General features: G+C 63.1%; 14 protein-coding genes. 5 read left to right on the forward strand and 9 right to left on the reverse strand.

Annotated features, from left to right (window positions below; translation table 11 throughout):
• The 6 genes from KW835_RS18360 to KW835_RS18385 all read right to left on the reverse strand — a co-directional run.
• On the reverse strand, positions 1–436 hold a 436-nt coding region (locus KW835_RS18360), incomplete at its 3' end, for a dihydrodipicolinate synthase family protein (protein WP_218385067.1).
• Positions 437–944: 508 nt separating this feature from the next.
• Entirely contained in the window at positions 945–1718 is a 774-nt protein-coding gene (locus tag KW835_RS18365) for an alpha/beta hydrolase (RefSeq protein WP_218385069.1), read from the reverse strand.
• Entirely contained in the window at positions 1718–2473 is a 756-nt protein-coding gene (locus KW835_RS18370) for an ATP-binding cassette domain-containing protein (RefSeq protein WP_218385071.1), read from the reverse strand. Before KW835_RS18370 ends, KW835_RS18365 begins: the two co-directional genes overlap by 1 nt.
• 8 nt (positions 2474–2481) lie before the next feature.
• Entirely contained in the window at positions 2482–3531 is a 1050-nt protein-coding gene (locus tag KW835_RS18375; RefSeq protein WP_218385072.1) for an ABC transporter permease, read from the reverse strand.
• A 71-nt stretch (positions 3532–3602) separates the two neighbouring features.
• Positions 3603–4580, reverse strand: coding sequence for a substrate-binding domain-containing protein (locus KW835_RS18380; RefSeq protein ID WP_218385074.1), 978 nt, complete (start codon positions 4578–4580; stop codon positions 3603–3605).
• A gap of 129 nt (positions 4581–4709) precedes the next feature.
• Complete coding sequence (locus tag KW835_RS18385; RefSeq protein WP_218385076.1) at positions 4710–6026, reverse strand: ROK family transcriptional regulator; 1317 nt, start codon at positions 6024–6026, stop codon at positions 4710–4712.
• Between the two features lie 311 nt (positions 6027–6337).
• On the opposite strand from KW835_RS18385, the gene KW835_RS18390 reads away from it, so the two are divergent.
• Complete coding sequence (locus KW835_RS18390; RefSeq protein ID WP_218385078.1) at positions 6338–7369, forward strand: LacI family DNA-binding transcriptional regulator; 1032 nt, start codon at positions 6338–6340, stop codon at positions 7367–7369.
• Positions 7370–7537: 168 nt separating this feature from the next.
• On the opposite strand, the gene ispF is transcribed toward KW835_RS18390, so the two are convergent.
• On the reverse strand, positions 7538–8017 hold the full coding sequence (ispF, locus tag KW835_RS18395; RefSeq protein WP_218385330.1) for a 2-C-methyl-D-erythritol 2,4-cyclodiphosphate synthase: 480 nt from the start codon (positions 8015–8017) through the stop codon (positions 7538–7540).
• 77 nt (positions 8018–8094) lie between these two features.
• Positions 8095–9024 carry a 2-C-methyl-D-erythritol 4-phosphate cytidylyltransferase gene (locus KW835_RS18400; protein ID WP_218385085.1) on the reverse strand — a complete coding sequence of 310 codons (930 nt, stop codon included), beginning with the start codon at positions 9022–9024 and terminating at the stop codon, positions 8095–8097.
• 156 nt (positions 9025–9180) lie between these two features.
• On the opposite strand from KW835_RS18400, the gene mfd reads away from it, so the two are divergent.
• The 3 genes from mfd to KW835_RS18415 all read left to right on the forward strand — a co-directional run bounded on the left by mfd (position 9181) and on the right by KW835_RS18415 (position 14588).
• Positions 9181–12654, forward strand: coding sequence for a transcription-repair coupling factor (mfd, locus tag KW835_RS18405; RefSeq protein WP_218385087.1), 3474 nt, complete (start codon positions 9181–9183; stop codon positions 12652–12654).
• Positions 12655–12735: 81 nt separating this feature from the next.
• Positions 12736–13416 (forward strand): hypothetical protein, encoded by a 681-nt coding sequence (locus KW835_RS18410; protein ID WP_218385332.1) that lies wholly within the window; start codon positions 12736–12738, stop codon positions 13414–13416.
• Between the two features lie 191 nt (positions 13417–13607).
• Positions 13608–14588 carry a tripartite tricarboxylate transporter substrate binding protein gene (locus tag KW835_RS18415; RefSeq protein WP_218385089.1) on the forward strand — a complete coding sequence of 327 codons (981 nt, stop codon included), beginning with the start codon at positions 13608–13610 and terminating at the stop codon, positions 14586–14588.
• 156 nt (positions 14589–14744) lie between these two features.
• On the opposite strand, the gene KW835_RS18420 is transcribed toward KW835_RS18415, so the two are convergent.
• Positions 14745–14963, reverse strand: coding sequence for a hypothetical protein (locus KW835_RS18420; RefSeq protein ID WP_218385091.1), 219 nt, complete (start codon positions 14961–14963; stop codon positions 14745–14747).
• Positions 14964–15217: 254 nt separating this feature from the next.
• Between KW835_RS18420 and serB the strand changes: the two genes are divergently transcribed.
• Entirely contained in the window at positions 15218–15931 is a 714-nt protein-coding gene (serB, locus tag KW835_RS18425) for a phosphoserine phosphatase SerB (protein WP_218385093.1), read from the forward strand.
• Positions 15932–15970 lie beyond the last annotated feature (39 nt).

Raw genomic sequence — 15970 nt, forward strand, 5'->3', positions numbered from 1 at the left:
TGCGGTCGCGGTTGTAGACGATGACGCCGAATTTGACGCTGTTGCAGACCTGGGCGACGTGCTCGATGAGGCCCTCCTGGCCGGCTTCGGTCAGGTAGTGGGGCAAGAGCAGGATGCCGTGGGCGCCCAGGCGCTCGGCTTCCTGGGCATGGGCGATGGCGGTGCGGGTGGGGCCGCCGGCGCCGGCGATGATGGGCACCTTGCCACGGCAGGTGTCCACGGCGGTCTTGACGACCTGGCTGTACTCGGGGCCGCAGAGGGAGAAGTACTCGCCGGTGCCGCCGGCGGCGAACAGGGCGCTGGCGCCGTAGGGGGCGAGCCATTCGAGGCGCTCGATGTAGGTCTTGGGGCGGAATTCACCCTGCTCGTCGAAGTCCGTGATGGGGAACGACAGCAGGCCGGAGCCCATGATGGATTTGAGTTCTTGCGGGTTCATGTGAGTCCGATGGGGAAAAAATCTTGAAAGTGCACAAAACGCAGTGAAGGCGGCGGCTCGCGCTGCAGATGTCATACAACATAGTGCTTCAGCCCACCATCGCCTTGGCCACTACCTCTGAACTGCTCCTGCAAGCAGCGTGATGCCAGAATGTTAACGTTAACAATTCTGGACGGCATTGTGGTTAATACCTACTCATAGCATGAGTATCTCGCTGAGTCTGCGGGCTTCAACGACTCCCGCCGTGGCTGGGCATACGCGCCCCTCCTCAAGCTGTCAAAGCCTGATGCGAGCCGCCCCCTGAAGTGACGCCTGTCTCGGCATCAAAAAACTGGTGGCCGCCATGACACTGTCCGCTGCCTTGGCCCGCAGTCGCTTCAGCACGCCAACGCAGATATTGTTCCCTGCATACACCCCATCACTTACCACAGCCCCAATCGCTCATGCCGGGCAGAGCCTTCGAATAAAGATTCCTCCACTGCATTCGCAAGAAGGCCACGTGGCAAGCCTATGAAAGAGCGGGCACAACTGCAACACGCTGCAGCCATCGTTCGCAGAGTGCAACCCACTCGCGGACGGCAGGGTTTCCTGGGGCAAGGCCCAATCCATGCTCGCCGTTCGGAAACACGTGCAACTCGACATCAACTGCTTTTCGCGCCAATGCCTCGGTGTATCGCAAGGCATGTGCAGCATGCACGGATGCATCATCAGCAGTCGTCCAGATAAAGGTCGAAGCAGTATGCCCGCTTGCATTGGCGTCCACTGAGACCGCGCGCCGCACGTCCAACGGAGCATCTCTCCCGATGAGGTTATCCAGGCTCTCCATGTGAACATCGGATTCAAACGAAATCAACGGATAGCACAGCACCTGAAATGCAGGACGCAGATTCGCCGTAGCCGCCCCATGGACCGGGTCCACGCTAGAGAGCATTGCAGCCAGATGCCCTCCCGCAGAGGATCCCATGACCCCAATGCATTCAGGGTTCACCGGCAACCCGTGCTCTCCAGCAGCGATCCAATTCAAAACCGCCTGGGCCTCGACAAGCGCAGTGGGGTATTTATGCGGCGCTACCGCATAGGCAAAGACAAAAGCATGGAACCCCAGGGAATTGAGCCACTTGGCGTAATCAACGCCCTCATGAGGAGCGTGACGACCATACGCACCGCCGGGTAACACAAGAACAGCAGGGCGCAATTTCGAAGTGTCATCAGCCGCATGAATCTCCACACGCTCCAGCAGATGACTGAGCTGTGATTCTTTGGATATGGTGTCTTGGTACATCAGGAACCCGATACAAAGCGTGAAATTTCTGTAATGGAGGTCTCAGCGGGCTTCATGCGACTGACGATTTCACCCTGCCTCACGATGACGATCTGATCCGCTATCTCCATCGCATGATTGAAATTGTGGGTGATCATGATGACCGCCTGCCCCCTGTCTCGGGCTACGGCAATGCTGTCCAGCACTTTTCCCGCCTGACGCACCGCCAATGCGGAGGTGGGCTCATCCAGCATCAAACACGACGCACCGAAGTGAACTGCGCGTGCAATGGCGACAGATTGGCGCTCCCCACCCGACAGCCGTGCGGCCAGTTCCGTTTCGTCACGAGATATGTTCACGCCAAGCTGGCTGAGCGCCGCGCGAGCTTGTCTACGCGCTTCTGGCATATCCAAGAAAGTCAGCGGGCCAACACGTCGCTTTGGTTCATTGCCAAGTACGATGTTGCGTGCAATCGAAAGCATCGGACAGATCGCCAGATCCTGGAAAACAGTGGCAATACCAAGTTCGCGAGCAATTCGCGGACTCCGCATCTCAATGCGGCTGCCCTTAAAGAGGTAGTTCCCCTCACTGATCCTCTCTACACCCGACAGTATTTTTACCAATGTCGATTTTCCGGCACCGTTGTCTCCCAGTATCACCAATACTTTTCCGGCATTTGCCTGTAGATTGATACTCTTTAAGACCTGCGTGGGCCCATACCACTTCGACACGTTTTCAAGCTCCACCACTGGCGCGCTGCTGGAGTCACGCGACATAACGGCGCTCATACGCTCACACTCCGCTCTTCTGCAAGAGCCTTGATTCTTTTTGGCGCCGGCGCCTTTGCGGAGGCCAATCGTTTGATTGACCACGTATTGATCAAGACAGCCACAACCAGAACCACCCCTACTACCACGTTGAACCAGAATCCCGGAACACGAGCCAGAATCAACCCGACTTGCGTGGCCGCAAAAACCAGGGACCCGATGACTGTGCCAACTATGCTTCCATATCCACCCGTCAGCAATGCTCCGCCAATTACAGCAATCGCAAGTGCATTGAGTTCATAACCTTGACCACCTGCCGTGTCCACGGCTTGATATTGGACAGCTTGTATGATCCCTCCCAGTCCAGCGAGTACTGAGGTTGAAACGAAGCAGATGATCGTTGTTCTCTTTACCGGCACTCCCATATTTGCTGCACCTTGTGGATTTTGGCCAATCGCATAGAACCAATTTCCGGTTTGCGTTCGCACCAGCAGTAGGGTGGTGAAAAGTGCCACAGCCGCATACCAGACGATTCCAATGTGAAATCCCCCTGGCAACTCGTAGGCAAAAAGGCGGACGAGTTCTTCTGGGAACTCGGCAGTCTGAGCACCGCCCCCTTGGGTCCCAGCCGTCAACAATCCACGAAAAATCAACGCCGTTCCCAGCGTTACGATAAAAGAATGAAGCCCCGTCGAAGTGACGATCACTCCGTTCACCAACCCCGCGACCGCAGATACACACAGCGGCAAGAGCAATGCCAGCCACCATGGATGCCCCATCTTCACGGAATCAACAACCAGAAATCCTGCAATACCGAAAACAGCCCCCACTGACAGATCAAAGTGACCAACGATCAGTAACAAAGTGACCCCGATAGCGACCATCCCCAATTGAGACATCTGGTCGCTGATACTCACCCATGTCAAATTTGACCAAAAGAGATTCGGAGCCAGAAAACTTATCAAGATGAGAATAAAAACCAGTCCGGCAGCAGGCGCCGCCTCAGGACGCAGGGCCATGGCCCGAAAAGCGCCAAATATACTGAGTGTATTCAGTGGGTTGGTCATATATTTTCTCGCAGGATGCGGTGTAAGCCACCAGTCACGGGTACCATGACTGGCAACTCCGAGGTCAAATTTCAACGAATATTTTTTGCGGACAATGCGAGGATTTGGTCCACATTGTCTTTCGTTACCAGACTCGGACCCGTCAGAAAGTAATTGGCTTGGCTGAGGCCATAGCGCTTGTAGTGGACCAGCGCCAGCACCGACATATAACCGCGCCACCAGGGTTGCTGATCCACCACGGCAACCAGTCGGCCTTGCTTGATAGCGGCAAGCGTATCTGGGTCCAGATCAAACCCGGCCGCCATCACCTTGTCCTGGGCCTTCAGTTCGTTGATTGCCTGCGTGGATCCAACATTCAACAATCCGCCAAGCGTCACGACTGCGCCCGTCTCTGGATGAGCGCGCAAATAGTTGGATACAAGTGTTTTGGCCGCAGATGAACTGCCGTCGTTGTTCGGTGTGAATTGCACATCCATCGTGACATTGACGGCCTTGAGAGCGTCTTTGACACCATTGCAGCGCTGCACCAGTGAGTCGTTGCCGTTTTCCTGGATTACGCAAAGCGCTGCGGACTTCAATCCCTTGCTGAGCAGCAACTTTCCAAGTGCTTGACCGCCAGCATATTCAGCCGCACCAATCCGGTTTACGTAGGGATCGTCGGCCGGACGAATCTCCAGTTGCCCCTTGGGTGGCGAAGGGTTTGCAACAACAACGATACCGGATGCCTTCGCCTGTTTAGCAATGGCAACTTGCCCTGCTTCGATATCCATGATCACAATGCCATCTGGTTTGGATGCAATGATTTGCTGTAGTTTCTGGTTGTAGTTGCCTACAGTGAACTTATCTGGATAGGCCCAATCCAGCTGCACATCCAAATCTTTGGCGGCTTGTGCTGCGCCTGAATACATGATTTTCCAGAACGGGGCATCCGGCCCTGCAAAGGCAGCAAACGATATCTTCAGATCGCCTGCGTTCGCAGGAGCACCCACCACGGACCCGACAATTGCCAAAGCAGCGACAAGCGCGCGGACAGCTCGGAAATCTTTCATCTGAACACCTTTAAGTTGGCGAAGAATTGATTCCGATCGGCCTGACGGAAACGTGCCAAGCCTGATCGGAATTTAATTATTACCAACCTAGTATTAATAGAATCCTGGTGCTTTCCCTATCTGTTTGGCTCATTTTTTGTGCTTAAGCCCTAGCCTTTCGGACATCTGCAACGGATGCAACAGGCACTGATCGATGGCACCTGCCAGCGCACCGAGAGCCACAGCTGCCTCGGTGGGCTCGATTGCAATGATCTTGGTTGACCGAAACGAAAGGTAGTGCGTTACGGCTTCCACCCGCCTCGTGAGCTCCGGAAGCAGGTATTCCTGCAATGTGCTGAGATAGCCGTCCAGCAAAATCATGTCCGGATTCAAAATGCTCATTGTCGAATCAACAGCCGATCCGAGAAAATGACCCGCTTCTCTCAACGATTCGAGCACCCTCGGGTCTCCATTGGCGGCGGCTTCTTTGAGACACGACACGACACCTGCCGGGTCCGAAAAAGCTCTTTCTGCTGCAGCATCTGGACTCGTGGCGAGGCCTGAATCCAAGATGAGCGATTCAAGACCGATTCTGGTTTCGAGACATCCCGTGCGACCACAGCGACAGATGCGACCACCACGTTCAACCGGGATATGGCCAAACTCAGCGGCACCACCGTGTGAACCACGGAAAACATTGCGTCCAAAAAGGATGCCCCCCCCCACTCCGCGGACTGCTGCCAGATAGGCTGCGGACGAGTTTCCCATGGACAAGGCGGGGTTTCGCGCAGCCAAAAGCCCCGAAAAATTCATGTTGTTGTCCACGCCGATCACGGGCAGTGGGCGCCCCAAGGCGTGCAATGCGGACGCAACCAATCCACATATCGGCACATCGCGCCAACCGATGGGAAAAGCCCACCCCACCGTGCCTGCGTCCCTCGCAACCGACCCAGGCACGGCAATCTCGATCGCAGCCAGAACCTTGGATGGATCCACCTTGGATGCGGCCTCAGTGATCACCGACAAAACTGTCGCGATCATTTCACTGGTGCGTTGATATCTGAAGTCCGCCGTGTGAACGCTCGTGTAGTAGGGTGCCCCATCGAGGGTACTCATCCGGATGGAGACCTCATCGACGTCGACGCTGACACCCGCGCAAACCATGTGCGACCCATCCAGGCTCACCAGCTTGACGGGGCGCCCTACAACATGCGTGGGATCCGAGACCGTTTCCCGTATGTAGCCCAGCTGAAGAAGCTCCGTGAGCTGGACTGTGAGGGACGATTTCGCCAGGCCACATCCTTGTGCGATATCGGACCGGGGACTGGGGCCGTGTTCACGCAGGTAAGCCAGAATGACCGAGAGATTGTGCTCACGCAAATCAAGCACATCGCCACCACGGCCACTGGTAGTACGAAGGCCACTTCCCAGCCAAGTCAAGCTGTTGCTTTGATATTCCTGGTTCATTCTTCCTCTTGAGGATGTCCTGAATAACTCGGATTCGCGGTTGCCACAAGGCCGATGTTTTCAGGTGACGCGATGCATACCGCTTTGTCGGCGGCTGCGCTCAGCAGTGCGGCGCTGCCGGCATCGATTGTGCCGCCTTCACGCCTTCATGCTTGCTGGACTGCTCACAGACAAACACGCATGCGCGCCCTCGCTGCCAATGGCCAACCATTCCAGGTGATCGTCCAGAAAATGGCGACCCACGCAGGCCCTGCTCGCGCTCCCGAGCAATAGGTGGAGTATCCGCCGCTCCAGTCGCTAGACTCGAAGGCATGGACGCTGAATCCACCTCCCCTGCCCCCACGGCCCGCGACCGCCCTGCCGTCACACTGCGCGAAGTGGCCGAGCGGGCGCGCGTGTCCATGATCACCGTCTCGCGTGCCATCAACGCTCCGCACCAGGTGTCGGAAGCGACGCGGGCGCGCGTACAGGAAGCCGTCTCCAGCATGGGCTACGTGCCCAATCTCGTCGCGGGGGGGCTGCGGTCGGCCCGCAGCCACGTGGTCACCGCTCTGGTGCCTACACTCACCGGCCCGCTGTTCGGCGAGATGGTGCAGGCACTCACCGACGGGCTGGAGCTGCGAGGCTTTCAGGTCATGGTGGGCCAGGTGGGCTACGCGCACTCGCGCGAGGACGAATTGCTGCGCGCCATCGTCGGCCGCCGGCCGGACGGCATCGTGATCACAGGCGTCATGCACTCCCCAGAGGGGCGCCGGATGCTCACGGCGTCGGGCATTCCCATCGTGGAGACCTGGGACTTCACCGACACCCCCATCGACATGCTGGTGGGCCTGCGGCATGAAGAACTGGGAGCAGCCGTGTGCGAGCACCTGGTCGCCCAGGGGCGGCGGCACCTCGCGCTGCTCAGTGGGGGAGACGAACGCGCCGCCCGCCGCGCGCGCGGCTTCCAGGCCGCGGCGGCACGCCTGGGCCTGCGCGAGCCCGCAGTGCGGCTGGGCAAGTCGCCCACCACGCACGCAGACGGCCGCGATGGCCTGGGCGCGCTGCTGGCTGACGCATCGGACATCGACGCAGTGTTCTGCAGTTCCGACATGCTGGCGCTGGGCGTGCTGACCGAGGCGCGCGTGCGCGGCATTGCCGTGCCCGGCCGGTTGGCCGTAGTGGGCTTTGGCGATATCGATTTCGCCCAGACGGTGAGCCCCAGCCTGACCACCGTACGCATCGACGGCACGCGCATGGGACAGACGGCAGCCCAGCTGATTGCCGACCGCGCCAATGGCAAGGCCGTCACCAATCCTGTGGTGGACATCGGCTTTTCCATCGTCGAACGCGAAAGCGCCTGATACCCCTTGCTTTTTTCGAAAGCAGGAACTGTTCACGCTGAGTCTGTCCAAGCGCTGCGCGAGGCTTTGATTGGCTCAGCCCGAACGGTACCGGGTATTGAATATCCGCATGAAAGCACGTGAAGCAACTCGCCGTGCCGCTCCCGGCGCACGGTAGAGTGCGGCGCCTCAGGCCTTGTAGATCAACGCTGCGGCCCGCGCCTCCATCGCCAGCCCCTGGCCCACGGGCCCCAGGCGCTCTGCGGTCTTGGCCTTGACATTGACCTGGCCGGGCTCCACTTCAAGCGCGCTGGCAATGCATTCGCGCATGCCCGGTATGTGCGCAGCCAGGCGCGGGGCCTGGGCCACTACGGTGCTGTCCACATTGCCAATCGTGTAGCCCGCAGCGCGCACACGGCGCGCGGCTTCCGCCAGAAGCACCGCCGAGTCGGCGCCGCGGAACTGTGCGTCGGTGTCCGGGAAATGGGTGCCGATGTCGCCCAGCCCCGCCGCCCCCAGAATGGCGTCGGTGATCGCGTGCAGCAGCACATCAGCGTCCGAATGGCCCAGCAGCCCCATGGTGTGCGGGATGGTCACACCGCCGATCACCAGGGGGCGGCCCGGCACCAGCGCGTGCACGTCCCACCCTTCTCCAATCCTGAAATTCATCTTTACCCTTTGTCCGAGCAGTTCACGGTTCATGGACCCATCTGCGGCCCACGCCGCTGAATGAACGGGCTCTCGCTTCAAAAAATCGTCTTGCGCCCCGTCTCAATCACTCCGTGGCCGCGCTCCCCGCCAAAGCGCGCCAGCGTGGTGCCGTGGCCGCGCTGGGCCAGCACGGCCTCGGCCAGCGCAAAGTCGTCGGGGTAGGTCACCTTGAAGTTCTGCGCACCTCCGGGGACCAGGCGCGGATGCAGGCCCATGGCCTCCATGGCGCTGGCCTCATCGGTCACGTTGGTGCCCACCTTGGCCAGGGCATCGAGCAGCGGGCCGATGCGAAACATCTGCGGAGTCTGCGCCAGCCATTTGTTGCTGCGGTCCACCGTGGAAGCCACGCGCACGCCGCCAGGGCCGTCGATGGAGGTCTTGAGCGTGTCCGCCAGCTGGTGCGCCAGCAGTCCGCCCACGCTGTCGTGTGCGCAGACATCGATGAGCCGGTCGATCTGCTCGGCCGTGACCAGGCAGCGCGCGGCATCGTGCACCAGCACCCAGTCATCCTTCTGCGCACCGCGCTCCTGCAGCGCCTTGAGCCCGCCCTGCACCGTGGCCGCACGCGTGGGGCCGCCGCAGCCGACCACAAAAAACGACGGATGCACATGGGCGTCCAGAAAGTGGTCGCCAGGCGCCACGGCCACCAGCGTGCCGGCCAGGCGGCCGACGCCCGCAAACGCAGCCAGGGTGTGCATCACCATGGGGTGGCCCGCCACCAGGTGGTACTGCTTGGGCAGGGGCGGTGGTGGGGGCTCGCCCGCAGCCCCTGCCAGCGCACCAAAGGCAGAGACCGTGGAGCCCCCGGATGCTGTAGATGGTGCGATGGCTGGTGCGGAAGGTGGTGCGGCCACCGCACGCGAGCCCGTGCCCGCGCAGGGCACCAGCGCCCACAAGCGCCCCGGCACCGCGGCAGGTGCGTGTGGCGTGGCGAGCGAGGGTTGCAGCAGCGGGTCTATGGTCATGAGGGTGCCATTTTAGGAGGGCTGGGCCGGCGCGGCGCCAGACACCGGCACGGTGGCGCGACACGCCCTAGAATGCCCCGTTGCCCCCGAACCAGCCCACGTGCGCGCCGCACGGGCGGGATGCGGCGGGCCCACCGACGCCCCCTACCGTCCCGCATGGAACTGCCCAAACTCTCCCCCGGAAAACGCTTCACCCTGCCCCGCCCCGTGGGCAGCGCCGATTCGCTGCTGCTGGCACGCCTGGCCGAACGTGACAAAGCCGCCGGCCGCACCACCGCCATCGTCACGGCCGACGCCACCGACGCGCAGCGCCTCATCGAGGAAATGGCCTTTTTTGCGCCCACGCTGCGTTGCGCGCTGTTCCCCGACTGGGAGACGCTGCCGTATGACACCTTCTCGCCGCACCAGGACCTGATCAGCGAGCGCCTGGCCACGCTGTGGCGCATCAGCCAGAAGGACAAGGACACCGGCGCCGATGTGGTGCTGGTGCCCGCCACCACGGCGTTGTACCGCCTGGCGCCGCCATCCTTCCTGGCGGGCTACACCTTCCACTTCAAGGTCAAGCAAAAGCTCGACGAGGCGAAGTTCAAGGCCCAGCTCACGCTGGCCGGCTACAGCCATGTATCCCAGGTGGTGAGCCCGGGCGAGTACGCGGTGCGCGGCGGGCTGATCGACCTGTTCCCCATGGGTTCGCTGGTGCCCTTCCGGGTGGATCTGTTCGACGACGAGATCGACAGCATCCGCACCTTCGACCCCGACAGCCAGCGCAGCCTGTACCCCGTGCCCGAGGTGCGCCTCTTGCCCGGCCGCGAGTTCCCCATGGACGACGAGGCGCGGGCCAAATTCCGCAGCCGCTGGCGCGAGATGCTGGAGGGCGACCCGACCAAGAGCCGCATCTACAAGGACATGGGCGCGGGCGTGGCCACGGCGGGCATCGAGTACTACCTGCCGCTGTTCTTCGACGACACGGCCACGGTGTTCGACTACCTGGGCGGCGAGGCCACGGTGGTGCTGCACGGCGACCTGGAGCCCGCCTTCCAGCGCTTCTGGCAGGACACGAAAGACCGCTTCCGCCTGGTGCAGGGCGACCCCGAACGCCCCGCGCTGCCACCAGAAGCGCTGTTCCTGTCGGCCGACCAGTTCTACACCCGCTCCAAGGAGCATGCCCAGCTGTCCATCCGCCCCGGCGTGGAGGATGTGGATGACAACCCCCACTTCCAGAAGCTGGGCGACCTGTCGGTGGTGCGCGGCGCCGAAGATCCGCTGGCGCGCCTGCACGCCCACATCCGCAACACCCAGCACCGCGTGCTGCTGCTGGCCGAAAGCGATGGCCGGCGCGAGAGCCTGCTCGACTTTCTGCGCGCCAGCGGCGTGAACCCGCCCGCCTTCGACTCGCTGGCCGAGTTCCAGGGCACGGCCGACGAAAAGGTGGGCATCGCCACCGCCGGCCTCACCGTGGGCTTCAGCTGGATCGAGGACGGCATCGACTTCGTCACCGAGACCGAGCTGTTTGCCGCCGGCCCCACCACGCGCCGGCGCAAGAAGCAGGAGCAGGTGAGCGATGTCGAGGCGCTGATCAAGGACCTTGCCGAGCTCAACGTGGGCGACCCCGTGGTGCACAGCGCCCACGGCATCGGCCGCTACCGTGGCCTCATCAACATGGACGTGGGCAACAAGAACCCCGACGGCACGCCCGCCATGCAGGAGTTCCTGCACCTGGAATACGCCGACAAGGCCGTGCTGTATGTGCCCGTGAGCCAGTTGCAGCTGATTAGCCGCTACACCGGTGTGAGCGCCGACGAGGCGCCGCTGCACAAGCTCGGCAGCGGCCAGTGGGAAAAGGCCAAGCGCAAGGCCGCCGAGCAGGTGCGCGACAGCGCGGCGGAGCTGCTCAACATCTACGCCCGGCGCGCCGCGCGCGAAGGCCATGCCTTCCGCTACAGCCCGCAGGACTACGAGACCTTTGCCAACGACTTCGGCTTTGACGAAACAGCCGACCAGAACGCCGCCATCCACGCCGTCATCCAGGACATGATCAGCCCCCGCCCCATGGACCGCCTGGTCTGTGGTGACGTGGGCTTCGGCAAGACCGAGGTCGCCTTGCGCGCGGCCTTCGTGGCCGTCACGGGCGGCAAGCAGGTGGCCTTCCTCGCGCCCACCACGCTGCTGGCCGAGCAGCACTACCAGACGCTGGTGGACCGTTTCAGCAAGTGGCCTGTGAAGGTGGCCGAGGTCTCGCGCTTTCGCTCGGGCAAGGAGATCACCTCGGCCATCAAGGGCATCGGCGACGGCACGGTGGACATCGTGGTGGGCACGCACAAGCTGCTCTCCGAATCCACCAAGTTCCACAACCTGGGCCTCTTGATCATCGACGAGGAGCACCGCTTCGGCGTGCGCCACAAGGAGCAGATGAAGGCCCTGCGCGCCGAGGTGGACGTGCTCACCCTCACCGCAACCCCCATCCCGCGCACGCTGGGCATGGCGCTCGAAGGGCTGCGCGACCTCAGCGTCATTGCCACCGCACCGCAGCGGCGCCTGGCAATCAAGACCTTCGTGCGCAACGAAGGCACGGGCGTGATCCGCGAGGCGGTGCTGCGCGAATTGAAGCGCGGCGGGCAGATCTACTTCCTGCACAACGAGGTGGAGACCATCGAGAACCGCCGCCAGAAGCTCGAAGAGATACTGCCCGAGGCCCGCATCGCCGTGGCGCACGGCCAGATGCCCGAGCGCGAACTGGAGCGCGTGATGCGGGACTTCGTGGCCCAGCGCTACAACATCCTCCTGTGCTCGACCATCATCGAGACCGGCATCGACGTGCCCACGGCCAACACCATCATCATGAGCCGCGCCGACAAGTTCGGCCTGGCGCAGCTGCACCAGCTGCGCGGGCGCGTGGGCCGCAGCCACCACCAGGCGTATGCCTACCTCATGGTGCCCGACACCGAGGGCCTGACCAAACAGGCCGCGCAGCGCCTGGACGCCATCCAGCAGATGGAGGAACTGGGCAGCGGCTTCTACCTGGCCATGCACGACCTGGAGATCCGCGGTGCCGGCGAGGTGCTGGGCGAGAACCAGAGCGGCAACATGCTGGAGGTGGGCTTTCAGCTGTACAACGAGATGCTGAACGAGGCCGTCAAATCGCTCAAGGCCGGCAAGGAGCCGGACCTGCTGAGCCCGCTGAGCGTCACCACCGACATCAACCTGCACGCCCCCGCCCTGCTGCCCGACGACTACTGCGGCGACGTGCACCTGCGCCTGTCGTTCTACAAGAAGCTGGCCACGGCCAAAACCCCCGACCAGATCGACGGCCTGCTTGAAGAGATCGTGGACCGCTTCGGCAAACTGCCGCCGCAGGCCCAGACCCTCATCGACGTGCACCGCCTGCGCGTGCTGAGCCAGCCCTACGGCGTGGTGAAGGTCGATGCCGCCCCCGGCGTCATCCACATCACCTTCAAGCCCCAGCCGCCCATCGACCCGATGCGCATCATCGAGCTGATCCAGAAGAACAAACACATCAAGCTCGCGGGCAACGAGAAGCTGCGCATCGAGCGCGAGCTCAAGGACCCCAAGGACCGCGCGCAGATGGTGCGCGATGTGCTGCGCTCGCTGGGGCAGCCGGTGGTGGCGTAGCGGCTCCGGGCGTTCCGGCATGCATCAAATCAGCTTGCAACGCTTATCCAACATGCGCCGTAAGCTATTAAAAATATAGCAATCTCCATGGAAGCCGTCCTGGCCCTGATCGCTCTTGCCGCCGCGCTGGCCGCACGCCCCTGGCGGCTGCTGGCCAGCCGCAAGCCGCTGGCACAGGAGCGGCACGGAGCCGCCGCCGCACTGTGGACGCCCCTGCTGGCCACCCTCGTCCTGCTGCCGTGGGCCTGGGCCCTGCCCACCCTGCACCGCATGCCGCTGCAACTGCAGTGGTCGGGCGCGTGCCTGGTGCTGCTCATGCTGGGCTGGCCGCTGGCAGTGCCCACGTTGCTGGCGGTGGGCGCCATTGCGGCGCTGGTCTCGCCTGGGCTGGGCTGGCAGGAGGCGCTGGGCATTGCCGTGTGGCAGGGCGTGGTGCCGTCCACGCTCGCGCTGCTGCTGGGCGTGGTGCTGCGCCGCCTGGCCAGCTTTCAGGCGCTGGCCGGCGTGCGCGCATTCGTGTACGTGCTGGGCCGGGGTTTTCTGGGCACTGCGCTGTGCCTGTTCCTGGCGGGCACGCTGTCGCAGTGCAGCGGCCACACGCTGCCGGGCGTAGGCGAGCAGCTTTCGCTGGTGGCTCGATGGCTGATGGCCTGGGGTGACGCGGTGGTCACCGGCATGCTGTGCGCGGTGTTCGTGGCGTTCAAGCCCGAATGGCTTGCCACTTGGTCGGATGAACTCTACCTGCACCAGGAAACGAGCTGAAGCGTCTTGCCAACGGACGCAAGCGCTATGAAAAGAGAAGCACTCAAGGGCTGAAAGACGCCGCATCCCGGCCCGCGAAGCGCGTGTGGTGCAGGAATTGCTTGAGCCCCGGGGCACGCGGCATACCGCTACCCGGCCACGCGTGCTGCCTGCCGCTACTGGCCCGTCCGTCCACCTTTGGGAGCTGTTCCATGCAATTTTGGCGTCTCATACCGGCCCTTGCCGGCACCTTTCTTGCGCTGTGTTCTGCCGCCTCTGCCTGGGCGCAGGGCAGCTACCCCGACCGTCCCGTCAAGGTCATCGTGGCCCTGCCCGCCGGGGGCAGCGCCGACATGATCGCCCGCGTGGTCACGCAAAAGATGGCGGCCGAGCTGGGGCAGCCGTTCGTGGTGGACAACAAGGCCGGCGCATCGGGCCAGATCGGCACGCCGCTGGTCTCGCGCGCTGCGCCGGATGGCTACACGCTCATGGTCTCGCCGGCATCGTTCCTGACCACGAACAAGAGCATCTTCAAGACCCTGCCCTACGACCCCGAGGCCGACTTCGTGCCCGTCACCAAGTTCGTGAACCAGCCCATGGTGCTGGTGGTCAAGGACAAGCAGAAGTTTCCCACCGTGGCCTCCGTGATCGCGGCCGCCAAGGCCGCACCGGGCAAGCTCACCTACGCCTCGTCGGGCGATGGCAGCCCCCAGCACCTGGCCGGCCTGATGTTCACCACCCGCACCCGGACCGACCTGCTGCACGTGCCCTACAAGGGCGGGGCCCCGGCCATCAACGACGCCCTGGCTGGCACGGTGGACATGCTGTTTGCCGTGCTGCCCGAGGCGCTGCCGCACATCCAGTCGGGCAAGCTGCACGCCTTGGGGCTGATGGCCGCACAGCGCACGGGCACACTGCCCCAGACACCCACGATGGTCGAAGCCGGCGCTCCCGAAATGAACCTCTCGGCCTGGGTGGGCCTGCTGGCACCCGCCAAGACGCCCCAACCCGTCATCGACAAGTTGCAGCGCGCCGCACACGCCGCCCTGGCCGATGCCGACATCCGGAGCAAGCTGGCTGCCAGCGGCATGGAGGTGGCGCCCGGCAGCAGCCAGCAGCTCAAGGATGCGATCACACAGGAGATCAGGATCCATGCAGACCTGGTGAAAGCTGCGGGGCTGGTGCCGCAGTAGGGCAAGCGGGGCGCACTCCCCGCACCGCGCGCGCATTCACTTTTTCCTCTTCGCCTTGTCGCTCGAGGTGGAGCGCTGCGCTCGAAGTTTCGGAATCGTTTCCTGGGCTTCCTTCCTCACTATGGCCCAGGCCGCCGAGTGAGGGCTGCCGCCCCGTCAACCCAGCGCCAGGCTGCCCGCATCCAGGGCCGGAGGGCGCAACAGGTCTTCGTCGATACCCATCACCCGGCTGGCACGCTCCACGGCCTGCCACAGAGGCGCGGGCATTTGAAGGATCTCCTCGGGGGAGGCCGAGCGAGCGATCCAAGCGCTGATCTCTCCATGCTGCTCGGGGGTCAGCAGATCCAGGTTCAGCATTTCGTCAATGGTCTTCATCGGGTTCCGTCTGTGGGTAGTGGCCAGCCCGCAAGGGCCGCAGCCAAGGCTACCCGACAAACATGCCGCCTGGAGCGACTATTTCAACAGCCCCGCCGAAGCAGTGAGCTCCACACCAGGGCACCGAACACACGGTGTCCATGCGCTCGCCCAGCGTTGCGCAAGCACCGCGTGCCCCGTCTCCTGGGGGCTTGGGCGTGGGCGATACCATTGCGGGTTTGCGGCCACGCCCAGAACCTCCTTTTTTGCAAGCCATGACCCATCCCACCGAATTCGCCCCCGGCCTCGTCGTTCAGGGCATCGAGCCGCCGCTGTCCCTGTCGGCGTACAAGCTCATCGCCTTCGACATGGACTCCACCCTCATCAACATCGAGTGTGTGGACGAGATCGCAGACGCCGCAGGCCGCAAGGCCGAAGTGGCCGCCATCACCGAGGCGGCGATGCAGGGCGTCATCACCGACTACAAGGAAAGCCTGCGCCAACGCGTGGCCCTGCTCAAGGGCGTGACGGTGCAGCACATGGAGCAGGTGTTCACCGAACGCCTGCGCTTCAACCCCGGCGCCAAGGAACTCATCACCGCCGCCAAGGCTGCGGGCCTGACCACGCTGCTGGTCTCCGGCGGCTTCACCTTCTTTGCCGACCGCGTGAAGGCGGGCCTTGGCATCGACTTCGCCCGCTCCAACATGCTGGAGGTGGACGGCGGCCTGCTCACCGGCCGCATGGTGGACCAGCCCTGGGGCGACATCTGCGACGGCGCCGAGAAGCGCCGCACCCTGCTGGAGGTGGCCTCGCTCATGGGCATTGCGCCTTCGCAGGCCATTGCGGTGGGCGACGGCGCCAACGACCTGCCCATGATGGGCGTGGCCGGGCTGTCGGTGGCCTACCACGCCAAGCCCGCCGTGCGCGCGCAGGCCAAGGTGGCCATCAACCAGGGCGGGCTCGACCGCCTGCTGGAAGTGCTGAAGTAACGCAGCCTCCCCGGGGTATCCATACCCCGGATTGCTACA

Origin of the sequence: Acidovorax sp. sic0104, from assembly GCF_019219095.1 — a bacterium.
Classification (GTDB): domain Bacteria; phylum Pseudomonadota; class Gammaproteobacteria; order Burkholderiales; family Burkholderiaceae_C; genus Acidovorax.

Bases quoted from the DNA above. Each gene is read 5' to 3' on its own strand.
- KW835_RS18390 (WP_218385078.1), top strand. From the start codon at position 6,338: ATGGACGCTGAATCCACCTCCCCTGCCCCCACGGCCCGCGACCGCCCT.
- ispF (WP_218385330.1), bottom strand. From the start codon at position 8,017: ATGAATTTCAGGATTGGAGAAGGGTGGGACGTGCACGCGCTGGTGCCG.
- KW835_RS18415 (WP_218385089.1), top strand. From the start codon at position 13,608: ATGCAATTTTGGCGTCTCATACCGGCCCTTGCCGGCACCTTTCTTGCG.
- KW835_RS18375 (WP_218385072.1), bottom strand. From the start codon at position 3,531: ATGACCAACCCACTGAATACACTCAGTATATTTGGCGCTTTTCGGGCC.
- KW835_RS18365 (WP_218385069.1), bottom strand. From the start codon at position 1,718: ATGTACCAAGACACCATATCCAAAGAATCACAGCTCAGTCATCTGCTG.
- KW835_RS18370 (WP_218385071.1), bottom strand. From the start codon at position 2,473: ATGTCGCGTGACTCCAGCAGCGCGCCAGTGGTGGAGCTTGAAAACGTG.
- KW835_RS18385 (WP_218385076.1), bottom strand. From the start codon at position 6,026: ATGAACCAGGAATATCAAAGCAACAGCTTGACTTGGCTGGGAAGTGGC.
- KW835_RS18380 (WP_218385074.1), bottom strand. From the start codon at position 4,580: ATGAAAGATTTCCGAGCTGTCCGCGCGCTTGTCGCTGCTTTGGCAATT.
- serB (WP_218385093.1), top strand. From the start codon at position 15,218: ATGACCCATCCCACCGAATTCGCCCCCGGCCTCGTCGTTCAGGGCATC.
- KW835_RS18400 (WP_218385085.1), bottom strand. From the start codon at position 9,024: ATGACCATAGACCCGCTGCTGCAACCCTCGCTCGCCACGCCACACGCA.
- KW835_RS18420 (WP_218385091.1), bottom strand. From the start codon at position 14,963: ATGAAGACCATTGACGAAATGCTGAACCTGGATCTGCTGACCCCCGAG.
- mfd (WP_218385087.1), top strand. From the start codon at position 9,181: ATGGAACTGCCCAAACTCTCCCCCGGAAAACGCTTCACCCTGCCCCGC.